The sequence below is a fragment of the Nocardia sp. GCM10030253 genome, assembly GCF_042675075.1.
Taxonomy (GTDB): domain Bacteria; phylum Actinomycetota; class Actinomycetes; order Mycobacteriales; family Mycobacteriaceae; genus Nocardia.
This window is the reverse complement of record NZ_JBHTDL010000001.1, coordinates 24,572-41,959: the sequence shown is the minus strand read 5'-3', so window position 1 is coordinate 41,959 and position 17,388 is coordinate 24,572. Positions and strand designations below refer to the sequence as shown.

Here is a 17,388-nt window from a genome sequence, read left to right as displayed (position 1 = left end):
GCGGACTCGGCGCCGGATCTGTGCAGCCAGCACCTTGATCCGCAGCGGAAATCCGCCGCACGCGGCCACCAGGGCGTCCCGTGTCGCCGGGGCGAGTTCATCGGTCGCCTCGCGAAGTACGCTGCGAAACAATGCGTGCGCGTCGTTGGACAGCAGATACTTGGGGGTGAACCGTCTCTACGATGCCTGGATCGATACCCATCGCGACGGACTCGACTCCGCTCGGGCACTGGCAACGAAGCCGCCATCATGCAGTTGTCCTCGCGACTGGGCGCGGCCTACCTCGGTGTCGGACAGTTCGACGACGCACGGCGCTGCTTCACCGATGCTCTGGACGCGGCCAGGCTGCTCGGCGACGCCATCGGCGAACAGAGCGCGGTGGAATGGATCGCGAAAATCGCTGCGCGCGAAGGAGAACCGCTGGTCGCGCTGCAGTACTACCAGCGCTCATGGGACGTCGTCGCCGCAGCCGATGACGCGCGGATCGATCCACGACAACGACAGCGAGCCTTCGAGATCCTTCGGTGCAACGATCACGCGCCTACGCGGACTTCGGGCAATGGGAACCGGCAATCGACGATGCACAGGCCGCGCAGACCTCCTTCGATCAGTACGAGAACGAGACAGACAACGAGGCTAAGCCCCGGCTCGTCCTCGGCCGAGCACGGCTCGCCCTGCACGAAACCGACGGGGCGATAACAGTTCTCCGCGAGGCGCTGGAACTGTTCCAGCTCGAAGGCGTCCGCAAGGGTACCGCCGACACGCGGCGATTGCTCGCCCGCGCGTATCTCGCCACCGGCCGACCCGATCAAGCCGCCGTCGAATACCGAGCCGCATTGAGCTACTACGAGGATGTCGGCGGTCCGCTCGCAGCCCAGGTCGCCGAAGCATTGACCGGTTTGGGCGGCTGAGCGTCAAAGCCGCGCAGCTCTCGTGAGCGTTAGTCCGGAACGAGAAACGGGCCGCGCCACGAAACCCTGGCAAAAGCTCCGCTCGGCTGCTCGGAGCTGTGCCCGACTACATCTTGGTGTATCGGGCCATGGCGAAGCTGTAGAGGCCGTAGGTGATGATTCCTGCGCCGGCCGCAATGAGGAGGGCTACTCCGTAGGGTTGCGCCCCGATGGTTTTGAAGCCACCGTCGAGTCCGGCGGACAGAAGATGTAGGTGGCCGGTGCGAGCGAATCCGGTCCCCGCCTATCGGGGCCCGGTCACTGGGCGGCGGGATTTGGCCGCCGATGAATCCCCGTACAACCACATCTCAGTGGCGCTCTTCGAGTCCAACCGCTTCCCGCGGCCGTTCGAAGCTCGGGATCGTCGAAAGCGGATGACGCCAGCAGCGCGGCCAGCGCGTCGGCGATGACATTGAGCTTCTCTTGCGAGGCCTCGCTTGCGCGGCGGCTGGCGTTCTCGAGCAGCACCAATAACAGCAGCGTGAAAACGCTCGCAACGGTATGAATAGCAACTTGCCAGGTCTTGAGGTCCGTCCACCATGGCAAGCTGATCAGCCACGCCACGACGATCCCGGCACAGACGAAGAAGAACGGAGCCTGACTCACTCGCAGCTCGGCCTGCTCGACGAACCGGTCAAACGGTGACCGGCGATCACCTCCGCCACGGCTTCGCGCGGCCTCGCTGCGTCGCTCCATCACCGGAAGTTTAGTCGCATCTCACCCTCGCCACATCCGGACAATCACGCGCGCTGACGCGCATCGCCGGCAACGGCATCTCATTCGCGACGTGGACGGTAACCATCGACTGCCACGCAGTTTCCGCGTCTCCCCCAGCCCCTCGCCGACGAACATCTGTAGCAATCAGCCCTCATTCATCGCGAAGCGACAGCCCTGCGATGAGCACATCGCACCGAACATCGTCGTGCTACTCACTGTTGACCTGCTGTGCCGTCGACTTCTGAAACTGACGGGTGGGGAGTTCGTCGGGTGCGGTGGTCATGCTGGTCTCGGGACGCCACTGGACATCGGGTTGATCGTTATTGCGCGGCCGTGAGACCGGCGCTCCACGCGGCCAGGGTTTGCTTGTCGCTGAGTCCTCCCCATCCCAGGATCCGTCGGGAAAGGCGGTTCCGGGGAAGATCCGGTGATTCCGCCTGTACGCACGGCAACAATCCTGTAAGGCCACCAATGCGGGGCCGCCGAGGCCGACGCGGGCGACGATGCGGACCGGATTGCGCGCGAACGCAGGAACACCCTTCGGTGACCAAAGAGGTGAGGGTCTGTCCCGGTTGTCCAAGGGTGTCCGTTGCGCGGCTCTGTCGCACCATCAGCGTAGCCCCCGCTCTCCCCGCTGACGCTAGATCCGGGCCGGGTCGACCCTGGCGGCTGATCGCTCATTGTCCCAGCTCAGGGCCGGTCGAGAAGCGTTAGAGTAGAGGGGGGAGGGTGCGAGGAGTCGAAAGATGAGCACCACCATTGTGATCATCGTAGCCGCGGTTATGGTCATTTTGCTTGTGGCCGCGCTTGTTTGGGTGTTGATCCGCAAACGGCGCGAACACCGTCGGGTCGAAGCCGAGGGTATCCGTGAGCGCGCGGCGGAGCAGGAATTCGAGGTGGGTCAGCGAGAGGCGCAGGCGGACGAGACCGCCGCCAGGGGCCGTGCGGCAAAGGCGGAGGGCGAGGCCAAGGCAGCGCAGGCCGAGCGGCTTGGCCAGCAGGCGCATGTGCATCGCAGCGAGGCAGCGGACTCGCGAACCGAACTGGACAAGGAGTGGGAGCGCGCGGACAAGGTCGATCCGGACTCGAAGTCACGTGAGACGCAGCCGGGGACAGATTCGGAACAGCCGTCGCGCAACCCCTGACACTGACCCTGGGGTTTCTCCGGCTGTCCGGGGCTCGGAAACGAGCACCGACGCGGTCCCGACCGCGACGTTGCGCTCAGCGGTCGGGAGGCGTCGGTAGCCGCGGCGGAGTTGCACGATCCTGCCCCGCCCGCCAGGGCCATGATCAGCACGCCCGCGATGGCCTGTGAGGGGCATCGCCACACCGACGTGAAGACGCAGAAGAGGAACGACATCTTCGCGCTCGCGGTGTTGTGCAGCGTCGCGCTCCCGGAGAAACCATCGAGACCACCGAGCAATTCAGTGGAGGCCACGTCTAAGGGCATGTCGGTGGTGGGGTCTGGAGGGAATCCCCACCACCTGACAGCGATAGCGGGGGCTTGGGCGTCGCCTGATCCGCTCTGCAATCTCCGATCCCCGAGGGCGATGTCGAGCGTAGAACAGCTGGGCTGTGGCTCACGACATCATGCCGATTCCAGTACGTCTCTGCGGCGGCCACCCGCTCAGCTGGGTACCGTTGCGGTACTGGCTTTCTCGGACTCAGTAACCGGTCTCCCGATCCCTTGCGATGGTCCACCACCGAGTCTGGTCCGGGCGTCACGATGGACTCGTGGCCGTTCTCGGCGCGTGCCCGGTATGGCGGTGTGCCATCCGGGCCGAGCACTTCTACGATCTCGACGATCCGGTCGCGCTCGCCGACAGTTCGGCCGTGCGTGACGAGTCGGCACCCGTTGATGCATGCATTGGCATCCCTTCGTACGCTTCTTCATTCGAGTGTCTGGTCTATCGAAACCATTAAAGCGACGAGCTGAGAACCGTATTCTTGAAGCTTGGAAGGGTCGGCAGGGGGCCACCAATTTCCCCGGGTCGCTACTCGACTTCACCCAGCGCGGGAGACATAGTCGCCAGAGCGTGTGTCGACCTGGGCCAGCACCTCCTGGCGCCGGATCAGCCAGTCGCCACGGGAAATAACCTGCGGCAGGCTCATCACGTCGTCCGGCAGAGACCAGGTGCTGATGGGTGGTCGCGTCGAGTCTTTGCGGTGCACTCATCGTGGTGGTCCATTGCGTCGGGACTGCGGGCCAGCAACTGATACGCCGACCGTATGGCGATCACGGACTGGGTTGCGGCACATCGATGTGGCAGTTATCGACTTTCGGGTTCATGCCGAGGTAGTTGAGCGGCCCGGCGACGACAGTTGCCGCGATAGTTCCGGTACTCGCACAGTTCTCCGGTGCGTTCCCGAAGTAGTGCCGTTGCCCAGCAGCGATCGCGCCGATGATCAACCACACGAACACCAGCACTATGAGGACGCTGGTCGTTCTCGAACGGCGACCTCCGCGCATTCTCCTGGTGTCGTTTGCGTATGTGTCTCTCATTTTATTATCTCCATTTAGTCGAATGTCTTACTGCTGGTGCAGATTTCGGGATCCGGAGCGCCATTCGGCACATACTCCGGACCCTGCGATATCCCGATGTGGGCAGTGGGCGGGCGTCGGGGCTCGAAGGCGAAGCCGAGGGGTCGTCTGGTTACTCGAGTCGGTCCCGCCAACTCGGGTTGGTGCGGATATGCCGCGAGCCGCCGGCGTGTTCGTTGATGTCGCGGCTGAGCGCGGTGTCTTCAGGACGCGATCGGCCGAGAAGGCGGCGCGCGGCGCCGCCGAGGGCGGGGCGCTGGGCATCTGGCGATAGATAGCTGAGCACGGCCATTCCGATGGCGCCGATGACTATGCCGACGATCAGGGCGATGATGACGATCATGTCGAGCCTCGGATCTGTTGGTTCTTCAAGTACACAGCTCCGGCCACGTGGTGTCAACAGCGTAGGTCTACACCTCGGAACTACAGTGTTGAGCCCGGTGGATCATCGGCTTCGATGGTGACGATCGGGATCATCCCGCCGCGAAGAGCATGGGATGGTCTGCTGCTGGCCGACGAGACCGCGGCCAAGGCCAGGGCCGCGGCGGCCGAAGCCGACGTCAAGTCGGCCCAGGCGGCGGGCCTGCAACAACAAGCGGCCGCACATCGCAGCGAAGCGGGCACCTCCCGCGACGAGTTGAACCAGGAGTTCGAGCGCGCCGACAAGATCGATCCGGACTCGCGAACACCTGAGACACCGCCGAAAGACCGCGAGACACAGTGAGAAGACGTCAGCCGATTGCACCTCGGCCCCTGAACGCCACCCCTCCGGCTGGTTGTTCAGTCGCGTAATGCCTGTTCGCGCAACGAACTCAGCAGTCTGGCCAGAATCCGCGAGACCTGCATCTGTGAGACGCCGAGAGATTCGGCGATCTGGATCTGCGGTTGGTGTTCATAGAACCGCATGATCAGCACTTGGCGATCCCGCTCGGGCAGCGCGGCGATCAACGGTTTCACGACAAGGCAGTCCTCGACGGTGCGGTACTCCGATTGCTCGGCGCCGAGAGTGTCCAACAGCGACGTCGGCGCGTAGTCGTTGTCGCCGCCGGTGTAGGCGTCGATCGAGGAGGTTCGGTAGGCGTTGCGGGCGATCAGTGCCTGGGTGACCTCGACCAGATCGACATCGAGTTCCTCGGCGATCTCCGCGGCTTTGGGCATACGCCCCATCCGCTGGGACAACGTGTCGATCGTGGAGGGGAGCTTCTGCTGGATTTCCTTGAGGCGCCGCGGTACTCGCACCGACCAGGTGTAGTCGCGGAAATGTCGGCGCACCTCGCCCATGATGGTCGGTATTGCGAAAGCGAGGAACGGCGCGCCGTGATCGGGGTCGAAACGGTCGACCGCAGCGACCATCCCCATTCGAGCGATCTGCAGCAGATCGTCGAAGTTCTCACCGCGTCCGGCGAACTTGCGGGCGATGTGCTCGGCCAATGGTAGACAGCGTCGGATCAGCTCCTCCCGCACAGCAATTCGACGAGGGTCGGCCGTGTCCAGTTCCGCGAGCTGGACGAGCAATGGTTCGACGTTGTCGTAACTGTCGGCGCCGCGGCCCGTGCGTCGTGTCCGTTCAGGGGAAGTCAGTGTCGGCTGATAGCTCATCGGTGCTGCCTCGGATCAGATCCAGATGACATCGACAACCGCCGCAAACCCGGACACCGCAGTGCCGTAGGGGTTCGGGGCCGTTGTCGATCGAGTTGAGTGAGGGTCACCACGATGCGCGGGCCGAAACTTGCTCGGACCAACGCGGTCTCGGTTGCTGCCGTCGAGCAGACCTCGACATCTACCGTGGCGTCTAGTTATGGGCTGGGTTGGGGCAGTTCGCAGTTGTTCACCTTGGGGTTGACGCCTGCGTAGTTCAGCGGTCCCGCGATCACGGTCACCGCGATGGTTCCCAAGCTTGCGCAGTTCTGGTCACGGTCGGTGAAGTAACCTCGTTGACCGGCGGCGACCACGCCGATGATCAGCCATACGAGCACCAGCAACGAAAATAATCGGGCCATCACGCACCTCCATTGGATTCCGGCCTGCCAGGGGCGTGAATACCCTGAATGCCGCGTCGAATTCGTTTCCCGTGGATCGAGGGTGTTTCGATCCGATTGCCGATAGTGGATCGCCACATCGCGTTTTCCTCTGAATCAGTTGCCCCGTCGGCGAATCGAGGCGCCACCGGACCTTCGCCCGGCCGCGCCGGGACCCGGTCAGTAATAGTGGCGTCGGCCGCCGACAGCACGGCCGGCCATGCCGGAGATCATCAGCACCACACCGATGAGCAGCACGATGACACCAGCGGTGATGAGCAGGGTCATGCCCAGTAAGAGTCCGGCAATGAGGAGCACGGCGCCGAGAATGATCATGAACGAAACCCGATTTCTGAAATATGTGAGATGTCTTGGGGCATAGGCAGACTTGTCGATAGGCGCGAGTAGCGGCGTTGGTCGCCCCGTGGTGTGTCGACCGGCCCGGGACCGGCCGACCTATCTCCGATCAGCTGGCTCGACTCGCGTCCGCGGGGCGTGGGCGGCTTTTCGGATCCCGGCCCGACGGCATCGCCGGATGCATCGACCGCGGCGGCATTTGCCGGTATGGCCGGAGTGCGCGGGAGCGCCTTGGATGTCGAAGGGCTGTGGCCCGCCACATCGCCAGCCGCGGTCCGGGCCGAGTTGGGTGGGGTCCTGGCGGGCGAGGTTGAGATCGCGACGCGCCTTCGCTCCGCGGCGGGCGCTGCTGCTCGAGCCTGCGAGCAGCATGCTCAGCTCGGCCAGCTCGATGGTGATGACCATGGCGATCCTCGAAGCCTTCGCTCGGATCTTTTGCTCTTTCCAGTAGACGCCGCCCGGAACGCATTGTCAACGCTGTAGGTCTACACTGGAAAACTACAGTGGTTCGTCCGACGAACGGGCCGGTCGGCCGCTCACCGAAGCACGACAAAACATCGACTCGATCGGATGTGGACCGTCATGGGGACCTACTTGGACTCTCCCAGCCTGCCCTTCACCCTGCACTTTCCCTCGACCGAATCCCCCGCGGTGGCCGCCGCCGCACGCGACTGGATCTCGCGCGGGCAGATCTTCACCGTCGCACTCACCGATGACTCTCACACGGTCGAAAATCGTTATCTGCTGGTGAATTTCGGCGCCCTGCCCAGCCTGACCGTGCACAACAGCGACATGCGCAACAACCCGGACGAACGACGCGTCACCTACGGCGCGTCCCTCACCGAGGACGGAGACCTCGCCGTCGAAACGCGCGCATTGTCGGCCCATACCAGCTGACGATCCGAAATCCCAACTCCACCAACGAATCCGCATCCTGTGCTCACCATCGACACGCCGGTACCTGACTCGGTCGGCGGCAATCTTCGACATATCGCGGCGGGAGTCGCGTGGACCCTGGTGTTCGCCTATCTGCTCGCCGAGCTCGTGACCGCCACCGCATGGAAAACGCCCTACAGCTTCCGCCACGACACGATCAGCGACCTCGGCATCACCACCTGCACACCCAATGTGTGCTCACCGCTGCATCTGGTCATGAACGCGACATTCGTCGCACTCGGCTTACTGACAATCTTGGGAGCCATCGGATTCCGCGACTACATTCCCCACGGCCCGCGCCAGTGGTCGATCGTCGCCCTCGCTGTCATCATCGGTCTGAGCACCGCCGCAACCGGAGTGTTCCCATCCAATGACGGCATCGTCGTACACGGTTTGGCCGTGATGCCCGCGTTCGTATCCCGCCATATCGTGCTGATCCTGCTGGCGATCTGGTTGTGGAAACAACGCCGCCTGGTCGCGATCTGGTCGGCCTTCTGCGCATCGACCGGACTCACCGGCACGGTTCTGCTGACAATCGGCCTGCAGGTCGGCATCACCGAACGGCTCGTCTTCTACCCGCTACCGACCTGGATGGCCGTGACCGGCGCCGCAATCGTGCTCGCACCGGTCCGCGATGCAGTACGGCGTCGAGGCCAATCGCCATTCACCACCGGGAACTCACCTTCCCACCCATGATGTGCCGCTACCCATCCGAGCGAAGACTGCAGCGGCGGGGACTTGCCAGATGCACGGACAACGAGACTGACGAGGGTGTGGCCTGCGGCGAAGATCTGGGCCAGTAGCCGCGCAGCAGGAGTGTGCGAGCTCATGGGCTCCATCATGAACCGAGGGCACCGGCCGGGGGCGGCGAACCGGGTCCGGCACGCGCGCCAACCTTGCGCCAACCTCTACGGCGTAGTGGTGAAGTCCCGTCCGGGCTTCCTTGTCGTCGGGGGTCCGGACGGGGCTTCCACCCGATCACGGACCACTCCAGGAACGTACCGGCGATCCACTCCAGCCCGGTCGCGAGGTCGCCCGGTGTCATCGGCGGCCGGTGTCGCGGCGTCGGCGGGCGGCGCGGATTTCGTCGTCGGCGATCTTGTCGGCGCGCAGGGTGTAGATCTGGGTGGTTTCGGTGTCGATGCTCGTCGGACGCGGTGGAGGGCGGCCTGTTAGCGCGGGTAAGAGCGGATGGCTGTGGCGTGGGCGCGTAGTAGCGCGGGTATGGCGCCGATGGTGACGACGTCTGCGGCGTGGGCGACGTGGTCGGTGTCGGACCACTGCACGGTGAGGCTGCAGCCAACGATGGGTCGATCGAGCGCGGACAGGACGCGGGTCCAGTGGTCGATGCCGATACGCAGGGCCAGTTCATCGAGCGCGGCGGCGATCTGGCTGGGGTGGCCGGTGTGGGAAACACTCCACCAGGGGCTGCGACCCGCGGGCCAGGTGATTTCCACCAGGCAGTCCAGCTGCCCCGCGGTGGTCTTCCCGGATGGGTTCACCGGGATCATTGTTCCCGTCTTGCTCGAGGCGGGTGCCCAACTCCGGTTTCTCTGGTGTTTCACCGTGGCGTCGAGGCGGTCTTCGGGCAGGGTGGATGACATGACCGCCTCCGATGCTGTGGGCATGGCCCTGACATACCGGGTCGAGATCGGTGAGCCCAGTGAGGGCGGCGTGTGGTGGAAGGTCTCCAACCTCGGGAGTCCCCGCCAGGTCGCGGCCGCGCTGACCGAGTTGGCCGTGCGCGTCGAACGCGACAACCGCGGCGGCACCGACAGCGGTCGCCGCAGATACTGCTACGAGGTGGCCTGGCCGGAAGGGGTGGTACTGGAATTGTTTCGTGGTCAGGTCGAATCGGTGTTGATCCCGGGCGAGCTGCGCGGGCTGGCGGTCACCATCGCCTCGTCGACGACGACAGACTCCGACCCCGGAGGCGGGTCACTATGAACTCGGGTGCACCATCTGTGCCAGGCGTGTCCTGACCGGTTCCGCCGCCATGATCCGAGTGTGCGGCCATGCGTTTCCGGCGAATCGAACTCGACGGTCTCTTCCTGGGGGATACTGGCTGGGCACTGCCTGTTACCTCCGCGCCCCCGGGCACCGGTAGCCCCGCCTGCGCAGCTATCGATTCACCGATCGAGGCTAAGGGGTTCACGATGGCGCAGTTCCTCACCGATCCGGTCACCGACCAGCGTCCTGGTCTCGATTCCGGGTGCGCGCTGGTGGGTCAACTGATCGCCTTGGCCGTGGCGCAAGTGCCAGGACGCCCCGCTGCCGGGATCACCGCCTACCGGCGTGGCGACCTCACCGTGGTCGCTGCCTCGACGCCCCGCGCGCAACTGTTGGACCGCATCCAGCTGATCTGCGGGAACGGCCCCGGGGTGGAGGCGCTGGCCACCGCGCGCCCGCTCACCGCGGCCGACCTCACTGTCGAGCACCGCTGGCCGGACTGCGTCGCCTGGCTGACAGTGCTGGGGGTGCGGTCACTGCACTGCCAGCCCCTAGTCGGACGCGGCCACACCGCGCTCGGTGTGCTCACCTTCTACTCGGCATACCCCACCACCTTCGGCGGCCACACCGAACGCATCATCGCGACCGTCGCGTTCCGAGCCGCGACCGTCCTGGGCCGCGACACCGCCACCACGACACGGGAACCGGGGTCCATCTCCGATGCCACAATGGCGCCTCGCGCGAAGCACACACCATGTGCCGATGAGCCGGACCGATGAAGCCCACGCAGTCGGATACAAGCCCCTGCACATATCAGGCCCACTGCAACCAGGAAGGAAAGCCCATGAGCACATCGACACCGATGGATCACGAGTCGGCTGACCGGATCTTTGCAGCCGCCGCACGAGAGACTGAAGGATCAACGGCCGCTACGGGTTTCGCCGATCGTATGGAGGCCGCAACCGACCCCAACGATGACATGTACGAGGACGACGACAGGAGGCCCCGCGTTGGCGCACGACGCCACTTCCGTCATCGGACCTGGGTCCGAGCGTCCAGATGCCGCGGCATTTCGACGGAGTCTGCGATGGATAGTGACGACTCCTGGCTCAGCACAGACGATGTCGCCAAGCGGCTGAAAATGCCGAAGAAGACGTTGGCGGCGTGGGCGTCTGCGGGACGCGGCCCTCGGTTTGCGCGGATGGGTCGGTACCGGCGCTATCGACTGAGCGATTTGCTCGTCTGGGAGCAAGAACAACTGGACAAGACGTGATCGGCTGCGGTGTTGCTGCACAGCCAGCCCAAGGCGGCCCTCGTCCGAATATCCGCTGTCGGTGATGGAGTCGTCACCGAATCCGAGCAACCCGGCAGTGCATTGCCGTTTTACAGCTATTAATTGGCATACTTTCTGATCTTGAAAACGAGTTTCTGGTCTTAGAGACTCGTCGGCGCCGGGCAACACTACCCAGCTCGGCCGATCAGTCAGTCCGGCGAAGCCATCTCACACACTCCCCTGAGCACCCGCCTGGGCCGCCTAGGTCCACGACTCGACAGAGCGCGGCACCCCCGGAACCCACACGCCGAGTACCGAAGGGAGAAAACATAATTGGGCGGCAGACTCCCGAAGCCCGTAGGAACCTTCGGCACACCTATGAAGCCGAAGAAGCAGAAGAACGGCCGCTGGCGCACCACCGTTTACTTCTACGGAGCAGCAGGACGGATGCAACTGGAGCGGATGGGCGTCAGCGCCGACGAGGCGCGAAACCGGCTCGCCGAAGCCATGCGCGATCACCGGGAACAACTCGGATCCCAGCGCATCACTCGCAATACCAAGCTGATCGATCTCGCTGCCGAGCTGCTCTGCGAACTCGAAGGCGACGACGCGAACACCGAAAGCAACATCGAGGACTACCGCCGCGAGATCTATGTCTCCACCGACAAACGGGCGAATCCGAAGACGATCAAAATCGAGAACTCCGTCGGCAACCTACAAGTCTGGCAAGCCACGGCCGGGGAACTGGATCGTCACCTCAAACGTCTCGTCAGCCTGGGGCTGCGACGGAAGGCGAAGCAACACAAAATAGTCCTGCGGGCGATGATGGCGATCGCTGTCCGGCACGGAGCTATCGCCACCAACCCCGATGGATGGTGTCGAAGCGTTCACGCGTCGCGCGAAGCAAGCCCGTGGCAAGGTCAAGGACCAGCAGGCGCTGCCGGCCTTCCGCGCTCAGGTTCGAGCGTGGGCCCGCGGGGAGGCGATTCCCGGAGCACCCGCCTACACAACCGGGCCCGCTCGGGACTGGGCAGTGGTGTGGGTGATCGACGTGATCACCGGAACCGGCATGCGCCCGCACGAGGTGTTCGCGCTGCTGCTCGACGATATCGATCTCGATGCCCCCGACCCGTATCTGGACGTCACCGGAACGCTGGTCGAGGAGAAGGGCAAGGGCACTGGCGGGTGGGTCCGCAAGCCCGCTCCGAAGACCGACAACGGGTGGCGCCGGATCCTGCTACCCCCGCACACAGTCGAGTCGATCCGCGAGGCCATCGAGTACCTGAAGATTTCAGGGCACGCGAATCCGATGGGGTTGCTGTTCCCATCACGGGTCGGCACTGTGCGTAATCCGAACAACTTCGGCAGGACCTGGCGGGCCGCCCGCGGTGAGACCTTCGCGTGGATCACACCACGGACCTTCCGCAAGGGCGCCGCTACCGAGGTGGACCGCACGTACAACGACCCTGAACGCGCGGCCCGCCAGCTAGGCAACACCACCGCTGTGGCCAAAGGGCACTACATCGATATCCCCGAGACGGTGCCGGACAATCGGGACGTTCTCGAGCGATGGGCTCGGGGCGGATGAGCTCGAAAATCTGAGATTTTGATGGGATCGGCTCAAATCCGACCCCGAATCGGACATAAGAAAACCCCTTCCGACCGAGGTCAGAAGGGGTTTTCTTGTCGGGATGACAGGATTTGAACCTGCGACCACTTGACCCCCAGTCAAGTGCGCTACCAAGCTGCGCCACATCCCGGTTGCGTCCGCGTGCGGGCGCTCGAAAAGATTACCTCAGGGAGGGGCGAGACGCCGAATCGCCTGGTTGGTGGCGTGGTGGAGTCACAGCGGTGTAACTCGGGAGACGGCTCGGGGGTCGTCGGCTACCGCGAACCAGACGTCGAGGGCGGTGCCGTCGCGGCGGCCGATGAGGCGGACGGGCTCGCCTGCCTTCACGGGCTTCGCGTATTCGATGACGGTGCGGTGGGGACCCGACATCAGGTCGGTATGGGCAGCGAGGATTTCCTCGAGGGCGCTGAGGTAGACGGCGTTGTTGACGTGGTCTAGCCAGTCGATGTCGGCGACACGGAGGGGGAAGAACAGTTCTTGGACGTCGGGCGCGTCGGGCGCGGGGATCGGGTCGGTGAGGGCTGCTTTCCAGCGGAGGCGGTGTTCGGTGGTGCTGGCAAGCATGGGGGCCATGAAGCGGTCGCTCATGCGTGCGGGGACGCCGGATTCGGTGCCGAAATGGATGAGGAAGGCTTCGGTTTCGACGAGGCCGCCGTTGCTGCCGCAGATTTGGACGCGCATGTTGCACCAGCGGGTGGAGAGGCCGGAGCACCAGCGGCGGAGGGTGACGTGTTCGCCGAATTCGATGGGCTTGAGGACGTCGATGACGGTGCGGCGGACGACCCAGCCGCGGTGGGTGTCGCCGTCTTCGACGGCTTGGAGGTGGTCGAAGCCGATGTCTTGGAGGTAGCGGGCGATGGCATCGAGGCGCAGGCGTTGGTCGCCGTCGGTGTCGGCGAGGCGCACCGGCCAACCCGTTTGGAACGGGGATCCGGTGGTTGGGCGTTCCGACAGCGCGCTGGGAATGACCATGACCGAATAATGCCAGGTCGCGGCGGTTCACGCGCACTCCGGGCCGGCCGAGTCGCCTGCACGGGGTCATTTCGGACCAACCCTTGCGGAGACGCATTCCTGTGGCGGCGACCTGCAGCAGGCGGGCACACCAGGGGCGGTCTAAGCCACAGGCGATATCAATCAGCGCAGTAGGTGTTCATCGATGGTGTCGCCCGCAGGAGAGCGGATCGGCTGAAACTCACCCACCACCTTGAAGCGGCCCGGCATAGACGGTCAGGAGGCGGCCAATTCGGTGTCGCCCTGTTCGAGGATGCGACCCAAGTCGTCAGGAATGGGCATGGGCGTAGTGATGCCGACCGCGGCGCGGCCGGTGTTGCCGATGGGGACGCGGCCGACCGATGAACCCAGGCCCGCCACCGACAGTCGGACTATCTGACCGATCGCTTCGCGGCGATCGTGGCAGCGCAGGGCCAGGCGCAGCATGTGCCAGTGGGCGCGGGTGTGCGGCCAGGCCCAGCGTTGGGACAGGATGTGCGCGCGTTCGAGGGCGCGCCACATGTCATCGAGATCCGTCGTTGCGTAGGCAGATTCCAGCTCCGCATCGAAGGCGGTGCGGACAGTCGGCGGCATTGGGGCCACGATTTCCTCCAGGGCAGGTCGGTTCTTCTGCATCAGACTCGCCCGCAGGTGTGCCAAGTGGCTTGAACAAACCTGCTGTCTAGTCGAGCGGCAGCTCGGTGACCCAGCGGATGCCGTTGAATTCCGATGGCGGAGCGCCGAACATGCTGCGGCACACACGCGTCAGGTGGGCACTGTCGGCGAAGCCCGCGCCGTGCGCGACAGCGGTCAGTGAGTGGCCCGCCGCGATCAGTTCGATGGCACGCTGTAGCCGCAACCATCGGAGGTAGGGCCGGAAAGGCAGACCGATTTCGGCCGAGAACACATGTGCCAGACGGCTTTCCGATAGGTGAACCGTTTTGGCGAGTTCGGCGAGTCGGATGGGACCGCCGCTCAACCGGTCCGGAAGTAGACGAAGCACCTCAGAGACCGCCGGATGACGCGCCGGACCACCCGCCTCGGCTCGCGAATCACCGCCGGGCAGCCGCTCCGTCGCCGAGCCAGGGCGCACCGTCGAGTGCAGCCACGCACTCACGGCATCAAGCTCCTCCGTCGACTGTCCCGACGCAGTGCACCCGGCCTCACACGGCGCGGCCGGTTCGGTTCGGGCTTCGGCCGGATGCGGCGGGGCCGTCAATCGGTGTCGGGCACACAATGATTGACCCGCGCGAACCCACCCACCCACCACCGCACGCGGATTCGGCAGCTGAACCAGCTCCGAGCCCACCGTGGACTCTGGATCGAAATGCACCATAATCCCGTCGGCCGCACCACGCACCACCGCATGCGGCACGTCCGGCGGAATAACCGCAGCACGACAGACCTGGCGTTCCCCCGCCGCATCCCCGAGGATCATGTCGGCTCGCGTCGCAATCACCTGCACGGTGTGATGCGCATGCATATCCGCAGTGCCTACCGCACCGGTGACCACCAACAAACCGGGGCGCAGCACAGCAGGGCCCGTCCACCGGTGTGGATCCATGTCATCGCCCTGGCACATCCATTCAGTGTCGGCCCAAGCGCCGCCGACGGCGAAGTGAGCAGTACTGTGCCATCCGGCCCGCCACCCTGCTCCCGCTTCCGCGATTCGGCTGCGAGATCGCGGGGTTCTACAAGTTGTTGTGTAATTGCGCTCGACAACGTGCGGGCCATGTCGGCGGCAGCGACTCGCTATTGTGTTGCAGCACGGCAGAACCCGCCCGAGATCTATCGGGCTGATTCGCGTCGGTCCGGTTTCCGAACGCGGCCATGGACACGAGAATCCTGGCCACCGTCGACAACGACATCATGGAGCTCGATGAAGCTTCCTCCGGAAGGCCCAGGCTTCCAGCGGCACGCCGTCTACGCCTGGGCCAAATCCGGTCAGTCTTGTTTCCAGGCGCCCGCCGTAACCGCGTCACGCACGAAGTCGGCGAAATCGACCGGCTCGCGACCCAGAAGCCGGCGCACGGTATCGGTAACCTTCGCGTTGCGACCATCCAGCAGAGTAGCGAAGATATCGATCATCGCGGCCACCTCCTCATCCGGCATACCGAACTCCGAGGCCAAGACCGCACCGAACTGCTCACCGGTAACCGGAATGTACGCCACATCCCGTCCGGTCTCCTTCGCGATCGTGTCCACCGCGTCACCGAAGCTCAGCAACCGAGGACCGGTCAACTCATAGTCCTGACCCGCGTGCCCATCCTCCGTGAGCGCAGCGACCGCGACGTCCGCGAGATCACCGGAATCGATGAAAGGTTCCAACACCTGACCAGCCGGGAAAGCAACTCCACCGGCGAACACCATCTCCGTGAACACACCCTCGTCGAAGTTCTGGTTGAACCACGCCGCCTGCAACACAGTCCATTCCGCGCCGCTCTCACGCACCGCCGCCTCAGCCGCAGCGGCCTGATCCTCACCACGAGCCGACAGCAACACCAACCGCTGCACACCGCTGGCCACCGCCAGTTCGCTGAATGCCCGGATCGTGTCCCCAGCGCGCGGATCCCCGATATCGGGGGTGTACATGAGGAACACCGCACCCACACCCTGCAGCACCGGCGCCCAGGTGCCACGGTCCTCCCAATCGAACGCGACCTCCGCCGAACGGGATCCGATGCGAACAGGGAAACCCTTGGCCACCAAGCGATCCGCCACCCGGCGACCCACCTTGCCGGTGCCCGCGGTCACGAGGATGGTCCGAGCTGCCGTCTGATTCTTCGTTGTTGTCATGCCCCAATTCAAACCGGACGAAGATCAACAGACCATCGACGAAAGACTCAGCTCCATGTCTCAGCGTCTACGCAAGGATCGCACCCGAGCGTGGTCACAGACCGGGAGGAACGTCACAATCGCGCGATACGACCAGCCCTCGGTAGCGATCGTCGGCCTCGTATGGATGCAACGTGAAGCAACACGGCTTCGACAACTTCGTCGGCGTGGAGCAGGGCAATGAACAGCAGAACGCTCGTCATTCGCGAACGCACAACGAGTGCTCCGTGCGTTGAATGTCTTTGTCTGCTAGCAACTCTCGACCGTGGTCGAGTGCGTCGCAGGGTTAATTCACGACTTCGACTATGTCACCGGGCGACACATAGTGGTAGAGCGTCTCGGCGCCCTCGGGGGTCATTCGTATGCAACCGTGCGACTGTTCTTCGATCGGTCCGATGTGAGTGGCAATGTCGCCGTTGAAGAACACTGCCCACTTCATCGGCACGTGATGCATTGTGCTCCAATGATCTTCACGCTTGAAAGCGACACGGAAGACGCCCGGAGGGGTTTCGTATCCCGGTCTACCGTGCGAAATCGGTGTCGGCCCATAGGTCACTCTGCCGTTGTCCATCAACCATGCTTGGTTGCTCGAGAGCTGCATGCATACCCGCGCCGACTCTGTGTAGCACGGTGCCACGACCGGAACAGGTATCGGCGGAATCAGTGCTGGCAAGCCCGGAATGTCGGGCCCGCCCGGCCACAACGGTTCGGCTTGGGCGGGAGTCATGACGGCGAGTCCGGCTGCCGCGGCACCGATGAAAACTACCGATCGGGCCGCCCAGTTGAGAAAACGCTTGTTGCTCATGGAGTTCTGACCTCTCTACCCTTGCCCGCCGCCCTGTGTATCGCCTGCCAGGACGATGGGACCATCTCGTCGGCACAAGCTTGGGACCACCTGGAGGTGTAGAAGATCATTGTGAACCGTATTCCGGCTCATCGCGCGACATTCCATTTATATTCACGTCGCCAATCGAGCGATCGGCATCAAAACATGGGGCAAATAGTGACGGAAACCCTTGAAAACCGTCCGACTGGTCGGAGCTGGTTTGTTTATCCGATGGCTGACAGGCCGCGGCCTGCTCGACCACCGGGCCGGCAAGATCGCGCTACCGTGGCGATCGAGCGCTGACCGCGCTTGCGGCTACGGGTGGCGCATAGCGGATTGATGAGACCGGAAGCCGGCTGCGGCG

General features: G+C 64.3%; 22 protein-coding genes, 1 tRNA gene and 1 pseudogene. 9 read left to right on the top strand and 15 right to left on the bottom strand.

Annotated features, from left to right (window positions below):
• Window positions 1-524 precede the first annotated feature (524 nt).
• A complete protein-coding gene (locus tag ACFQZZ_RS00240) occupies window positions 525-911 on the top strand; it encodes a tetratricopeptide repeat protein (protein ID WP_378672025.1) in 387 nt (128 codons plus the stop codon).
• A gap of 106 nt (window positions 912-1,017) precedes the next feature.
• Here the strand turns inward: ACFQZZ_RS00240 and ACFQZZ_RS00235 are convergent.
• Window positions 1,018-1,152, bottom strand: a pseudogene (locus tag ACFQZZ_RS00235) (DUF1206 domain-containing protein); the annotation flags it as partial.
• Window positions 1,153-1,208: 56 nt separating this feature from the next.
• Window positions 1,209-1,646, bottom strand: coding sequence for a low affinity iron permease family protein (locus tag ACFQZZ_RS00230; protein ID WP_378672022.1), 438 nt, complete (start codon window positions 1,644-1,646; stop codon window positions 1,209-1,211).
• A 767-nt stretch (window positions 1,647-2,413) separates the two neighbouring features.
• On the opposite strand from ACFQZZ_RS00230, the gene ACFQZZ_RS00225 reads away from it, so the two are divergent.
• Window positions 2,414-2,812 (top strand): hypothetical protein, encoded by a 399-nt coding sequence (locus tag ACFQZZ_RS00225; protein WP_378672019.1) that lies wholly within the window; start codon window positions 2,414-2,416, stop codon window positions 2,810-2,812.
• A gap of 295 nt (window positions 2,813-3,107) precedes the next feature.
• On the opposite strand, the gene ACFQZZ_RS00220 is transcribed toward ACFQZZ_RS00225, so the two are convergent.
• The 3 genes from ACFQZZ_RS00220 to ACFQZZ_RS00210 form a co-directional block, all read right to left on the bottom strand.
• The gene (locus ACFQZZ_RS00220) at window positions 3,108-3,527 is read right to left on the bottom strand and encodes a DUF1918 domain-containing protein (RefSeq protein WP_378672106.1); all 420 of its coding nucleotides are present in this window, start codon (window positions 3,525-3,527) and stop codon (window positions 3,108-3,110) included.
• 376 nt (window positions 3,528-3,903) lie between these two features.
• The gene (locus ACFQZZ_RS00215; RefSeq protein WP_378672104.1) at window positions 3,904-4,137 is read right to left on the bottom strand and encodes a hypothetical protein; all 234 of its coding nucleotides are present in this window, start codon (window positions 4,135-4,137) and stop codon (window positions 3,904-3,906) included.
• Window positions 4,138-4,321: 184 nt separating this feature from the next.
• Window positions 4,322-4,552 carry a hypothetical protein gene (locus ACFQZZ_RS00210; protein ID WP_378672016.1) on the bottom strand — a complete coding sequence of 77 codons (231 nt, stop codon included), beginning with the start codon at window positions 4,550-4,552 and terminating at the stop codon, window positions 4,322-4,324.
• A gap of 114 nt (window positions 4,553-4,666) precedes the next feature.
• Here ACFQZZ_RS00210 and ACFQZZ_RS00205 point away from each other — a divergent pair, with 114 nt between their 5' ends.
• Complete coding sequence (locus ACFQZZ_RS00205; protein ID WP_378672013.1) at window positions 4,667-4,933, top strand: hypothetical protein; 267 nt, start codon at window positions 4,667-4,669, stop codon at window positions 4,931-4,933.
• Window positions 4,934-4,989: 56 nt separating this feature from the next.
• Here the strand turns inward: ACFQZZ_RS00205 and ACFQZZ_RS00200 are convergent, their stop codons facing one another.
• The 3 genes from ACFQZZ_RS00200 to ACFQZZ_RS00190 form a co-directional block, all read right to left on the bottom strand.
• Entirely contained in the window at window positions 4,990-5,808 is an 819-nt protein-coding gene (locus ACFQZZ_RS00200) for an RNA polymerase sigma factor SigF (RefSeq protein WP_378672010.1), read from the bottom strand.
• Window positions 5,809-6,005: 197 nt separating this feature from the next.
• The gene (locus tag ACFQZZ_RS00195) at window positions 6,006-6,209 is read right to left on the bottom strand and encodes a hypothetical protein (protein WP_378672008.1); all 204 of its coding nucleotides are present in this window, start codon (window positions 6,207-6,209) and stop codon (window positions 6,006-6,008) included.
• A 198-nt stretch (window positions 6,210-6,407) separates the two neighbouring features.
• Window positions 6,408-6,563: a DUF6131 family protein gene (locus tag ACFQZZ_RS00190; RefSeq protein WP_378672005.1), complete on the bottom strand. Its 156-nt coding sequence runs from the start codon at window positions 6,561-6,563 to the stop codon at window positions 6,408-6,410.
• A gap of 603 nt (window positions 6,564-7,166) precedes the next feature.
• Between ACFQZZ_RS00190 and ACFQZZ_RS00185 the strand changes: the two genes are divergently transcribed.
• Together ACFQZZ_RS00185 and ACFQZZ_RS00180 are read left to right on the top strand one after the other, a co-directional pair.
• Window positions 7,167-7,481 (top strand): hypothetical protein, encoded by a 315-nt coding sequence (locus tag ACFQZZ_RS00185; protein WP_378672002.1) that lies wholly within the window; start codon window positions 7,167-7,169, stop codon window positions 7,479-7,481.
• A 39-nt stretch (window positions 7,482-7,520) separates the two neighbouring features.
• A complete protein-coding gene (locus tag ACFQZZ_RS00180; RefSeq protein WP_378671999.1) occupies window positions 7,521-8,216 on the top strand; it encodes a DUF998 domain-containing protein in 696 nt (231 codons plus the stop codon).
• 476 nt (window positions 8,217-8,692) lie between these two features.
• Here the strand turns inward: ACFQZZ_RS00180 and ACFQZZ_RS00175 are convergent, their stop codons facing one another.
• Entirely contained in the window at window positions 8,693-9,022 is a 330-nt protein-coding gene (locus ACFQZZ_RS00175; RefSeq protein ID WP_378671997.1) for a hypothetical protein, read from the bottom strand.
• 100 nt (window positions 9,023-9,122) lie between these two features.
• Here ACFQZZ_RS00175 and ACFQZZ_RS00170 point away from each other — a divergent pair, with 100 nt between their 5' ends.
• The 4 genes from ACFQZZ_RS00170 to ACFQZZ_RS00155 all read left to right on the top strand — a co-directional run bounded on the left by ACFQZZ_RS00170 (window position 9,123) and on the right by ACFQZZ_RS00155 (window position 12,331).
• Window positions 9,123-9,467 carry a hypothetical protein gene (locus ACFQZZ_RS00170; RefSeq protein WP_378671994.1) on the top strand — a complete coding sequence of 115 codons (345 nt, stop codon included), beginning with the start codon at window positions 9,123-9,125 and terminating at the stop codon, window positions 9,465-9,467.
• Window positions 9,468-9,676: 209 nt separating this feature from the next.
• On the top strand, window positions 9,677-10,249 hold the full coding sequence (locus tag ACFQZZ_RS00165) for a GAF domain-containing protein (RefSeq protein WP_378671991.1): 573 nt from the start codon (window positions 9,677-9,679) through the stop codon (window positions 10,247-10,249).
• A gap of 308 nt (window positions 10,250-10,557) precedes the next feature.
• A complete protein-coding gene (locus tag ACFQZZ_RS00160) occupies window positions 10,558-10,743 on the top strand; it encodes a helix-turn-helix domain-containing protein (protein ID WP_378671988.1) in 186 nt (61 codons plus the stop codon).
• A gap of 868 nt (window positions 10,744-11,611) precedes the next feature.
• Complete coding sequence (locus tag ACFQZZ_RS00155; RefSeq protein ID WP_378671985.1) at window positions 11,612-12,331, top strand: hypothetical protein; 720 nt, start codon at window positions 11,612-11,614, stop codon at window positions 12,329-12,331.
• Between the two features lie 98 nt (window positions 12,332-12,429).
• Here the strand turns inward: ACFQZZ_RS00155 and ACFQZZ_RS00150 are convergent.
• From ACFQZZ_RS00150 to ACFQZZ_RS00125, 6 genes are all read right to left on the bottom strand, one after another.
• A tRNA-Pro gene (locus ACFQZZ_RS00150) sits at window positions 12,430-12,503 on the bottom strand.
• A gap of 83 nt (window positions 12,504-12,586) precedes the next feature.
• Complete coding sequence (locus ACFQZZ_RS00145) at window positions 12,587-13,345, bottom strand: acyl-[acyl-carrier-protein] thioesterase (protein ID WP_378671982.1); 759 nt, start codon at window positions 13,343-13,345, stop codon at window positions 12,587-12,589.
• Between the two features lie 255 nt (window positions 13,346-13,600).
• Window positions 13,601-13,957, bottom strand: a complete 357-nt coding sequence (locus ACFQZZ_RS00140; protein ID WP_378671980.1) for a DUF3703 domain-containing protein — start codon at window positions 13,955-13,957, stop codon at window positions 13,601-13,603.
• Window positions 13,958-14,045: 88 nt separating this feature from the next.
• Window positions 14,046-14,480 (bottom strand): helix-turn-helix transcriptional regulator, encoded by a 435-nt coding sequence (locus ACFQZZ_RS00135; protein WP_378671977.1) that lies wholly within the window; start codon window positions 14,478-14,480, stop codon window positions 14,046-14,048.
• A gap of 827 nt (window positions 14,481-15,307) precedes the next feature.
• A complete protein-coding gene (locus ACFQZZ_RS00130; protein ID WP_378671974.1) occupies window positions 15,308-16,159 on the bottom strand; it encodes an NAD(P)H-binding protein in 852 nt (283 codons plus the stop codon).
• A gap of 325 nt (window positions 16,160-16,484) precedes the next feature.
• Window positions 16,485-17,003: a L,D-transpeptidase gene (locus ACFQZZ_RS00125; protein ID WP_378671972.1), complete on the bottom strand. Its 519-nt coding sequence runs from the start codon at window positions 17,001-17,003 to the stop codon at window positions 16,485-16,487.
• Window positions 17,004-17,388 lie beyond the last annotated feature (385 nt).

Coding starts and splice junctions, on each gene's coding strand:
- ACFQZZ_RS00230 (WP_378672022.1), bottom strand. CDS start 1,646: ATGGAGCGACGCAGCGAGGCCGCGCGAAGCCGTGGCGGAGGTGATCGC.
- ACFQZZ_RS00225 (WP_378672019.1), top strand. CDS start 2,414: ATGAGCACCACCATTGTGATCATCGTAGCCGCGGTTATGGTCATTTTG.
- ACFQZZ_RS00215 (WP_378672104.1), bottom strand. CDS start 4,137: ATGCGCGGAGGTCGCCGTTCGAGAACGACCAGCGTCCTCATAGTGCTG.
- ACFQZZ_RS00210 (WP_378672016.1), bottom strand. CDS start 4,552: ATGATCGTCATCATCGCCCTGATCGTCGGCATAGTCATCGGCGCCATC.
- ACFQZZ_RS00205 (WP_378672013.1), top strand. CDS start 4,667: ATGGTGACGATCGGGATCATCCCGCCGCGAAGAGCATGGGATGGTCTG.
- ACFQZZ_RS00200 (WP_378672010.1), bottom strand. CDS start 5,808: ATGAGCTATCAGCCGACACTGACTTCCCCTGAACGGACACGACGCACG.
- ACFQZZ_RS00195 (WP_378672008.1), bottom strand. CDS start 6,209: ATGGCCCGATTATTTTCGTTGCTGGTGCTCGTATGGCTGATCATCGGC.
- ACFQZZ_RS00190 (WP_378672005.1), bottom strand. CDS start 6,563: ATGATCATTCTCGGCGCCGTGCTCCTCATTGCCGGACTCTTACTGGGC.
- ACFQZZ_RS00185 (WP_378672002.1), top strand. CDS start 7,167: ATGGGGACCTACTTGGACTCTCCCAGCCTGCCCTTCACCCTGCACTTT.
- ACFQZZ_RS00170 (WP_378671994.1), top strand. CDS start 9,123: ATGACCGCCTCCGATGCTGTGGGCATGGCCCTGACATACCGGGTCGAG.
- ACFQZZ_RS00165 (WP_378671991.1), top strand. CDS start 9,677: ATGGCGCAGTTCCTCACCGATCCGGTCACCGACCAGCGTCCTGGTCTC.
- ACFQZZ_RS00160 (WP_378671988.1), top strand. CDS start 10,558: ATGGATAGTGACGACTCCTGGCTCAGCACAGACGATGTCGCCAAGCGG.
- ACFQZZ_RS00155 (WP_378671985.1), top strand. CDS start 11,612: ATGGATGGTGTCGAAGCGTTCACGCGTCGCGCGAAGCAAGCCCGTGGC.
- ACFQZZ_RS00145 (WP_378671982.1), bottom strand. CDS start 13,345: ATGGTCATTCCCAGCGCGCTGTCGGAACGCCCAACCACCGGATCCCCG.
- ACFQZZ_RS00140 (WP_378671980.1), bottom strand. CDS start 13,957: ATGCCGCCGACTGTCCGCACCGCCTTCGATGCGGAGCTGGAATCTGCC.
- ACFQZZ_RS00130 (WP_378671974.1), bottom strand. CDS start 16,159: ATGACAACAACGAAGAATCAGACGGCAGCTCGGACCATCCTCGTGACC.
- ACFQZZ_RS00125 (WP_378671972.1), bottom strand. CDS start 17,003: ATGAGCAACAAGCGTTTTCTCAACTGGGCGGCCCGATCGGTAGTTTTC.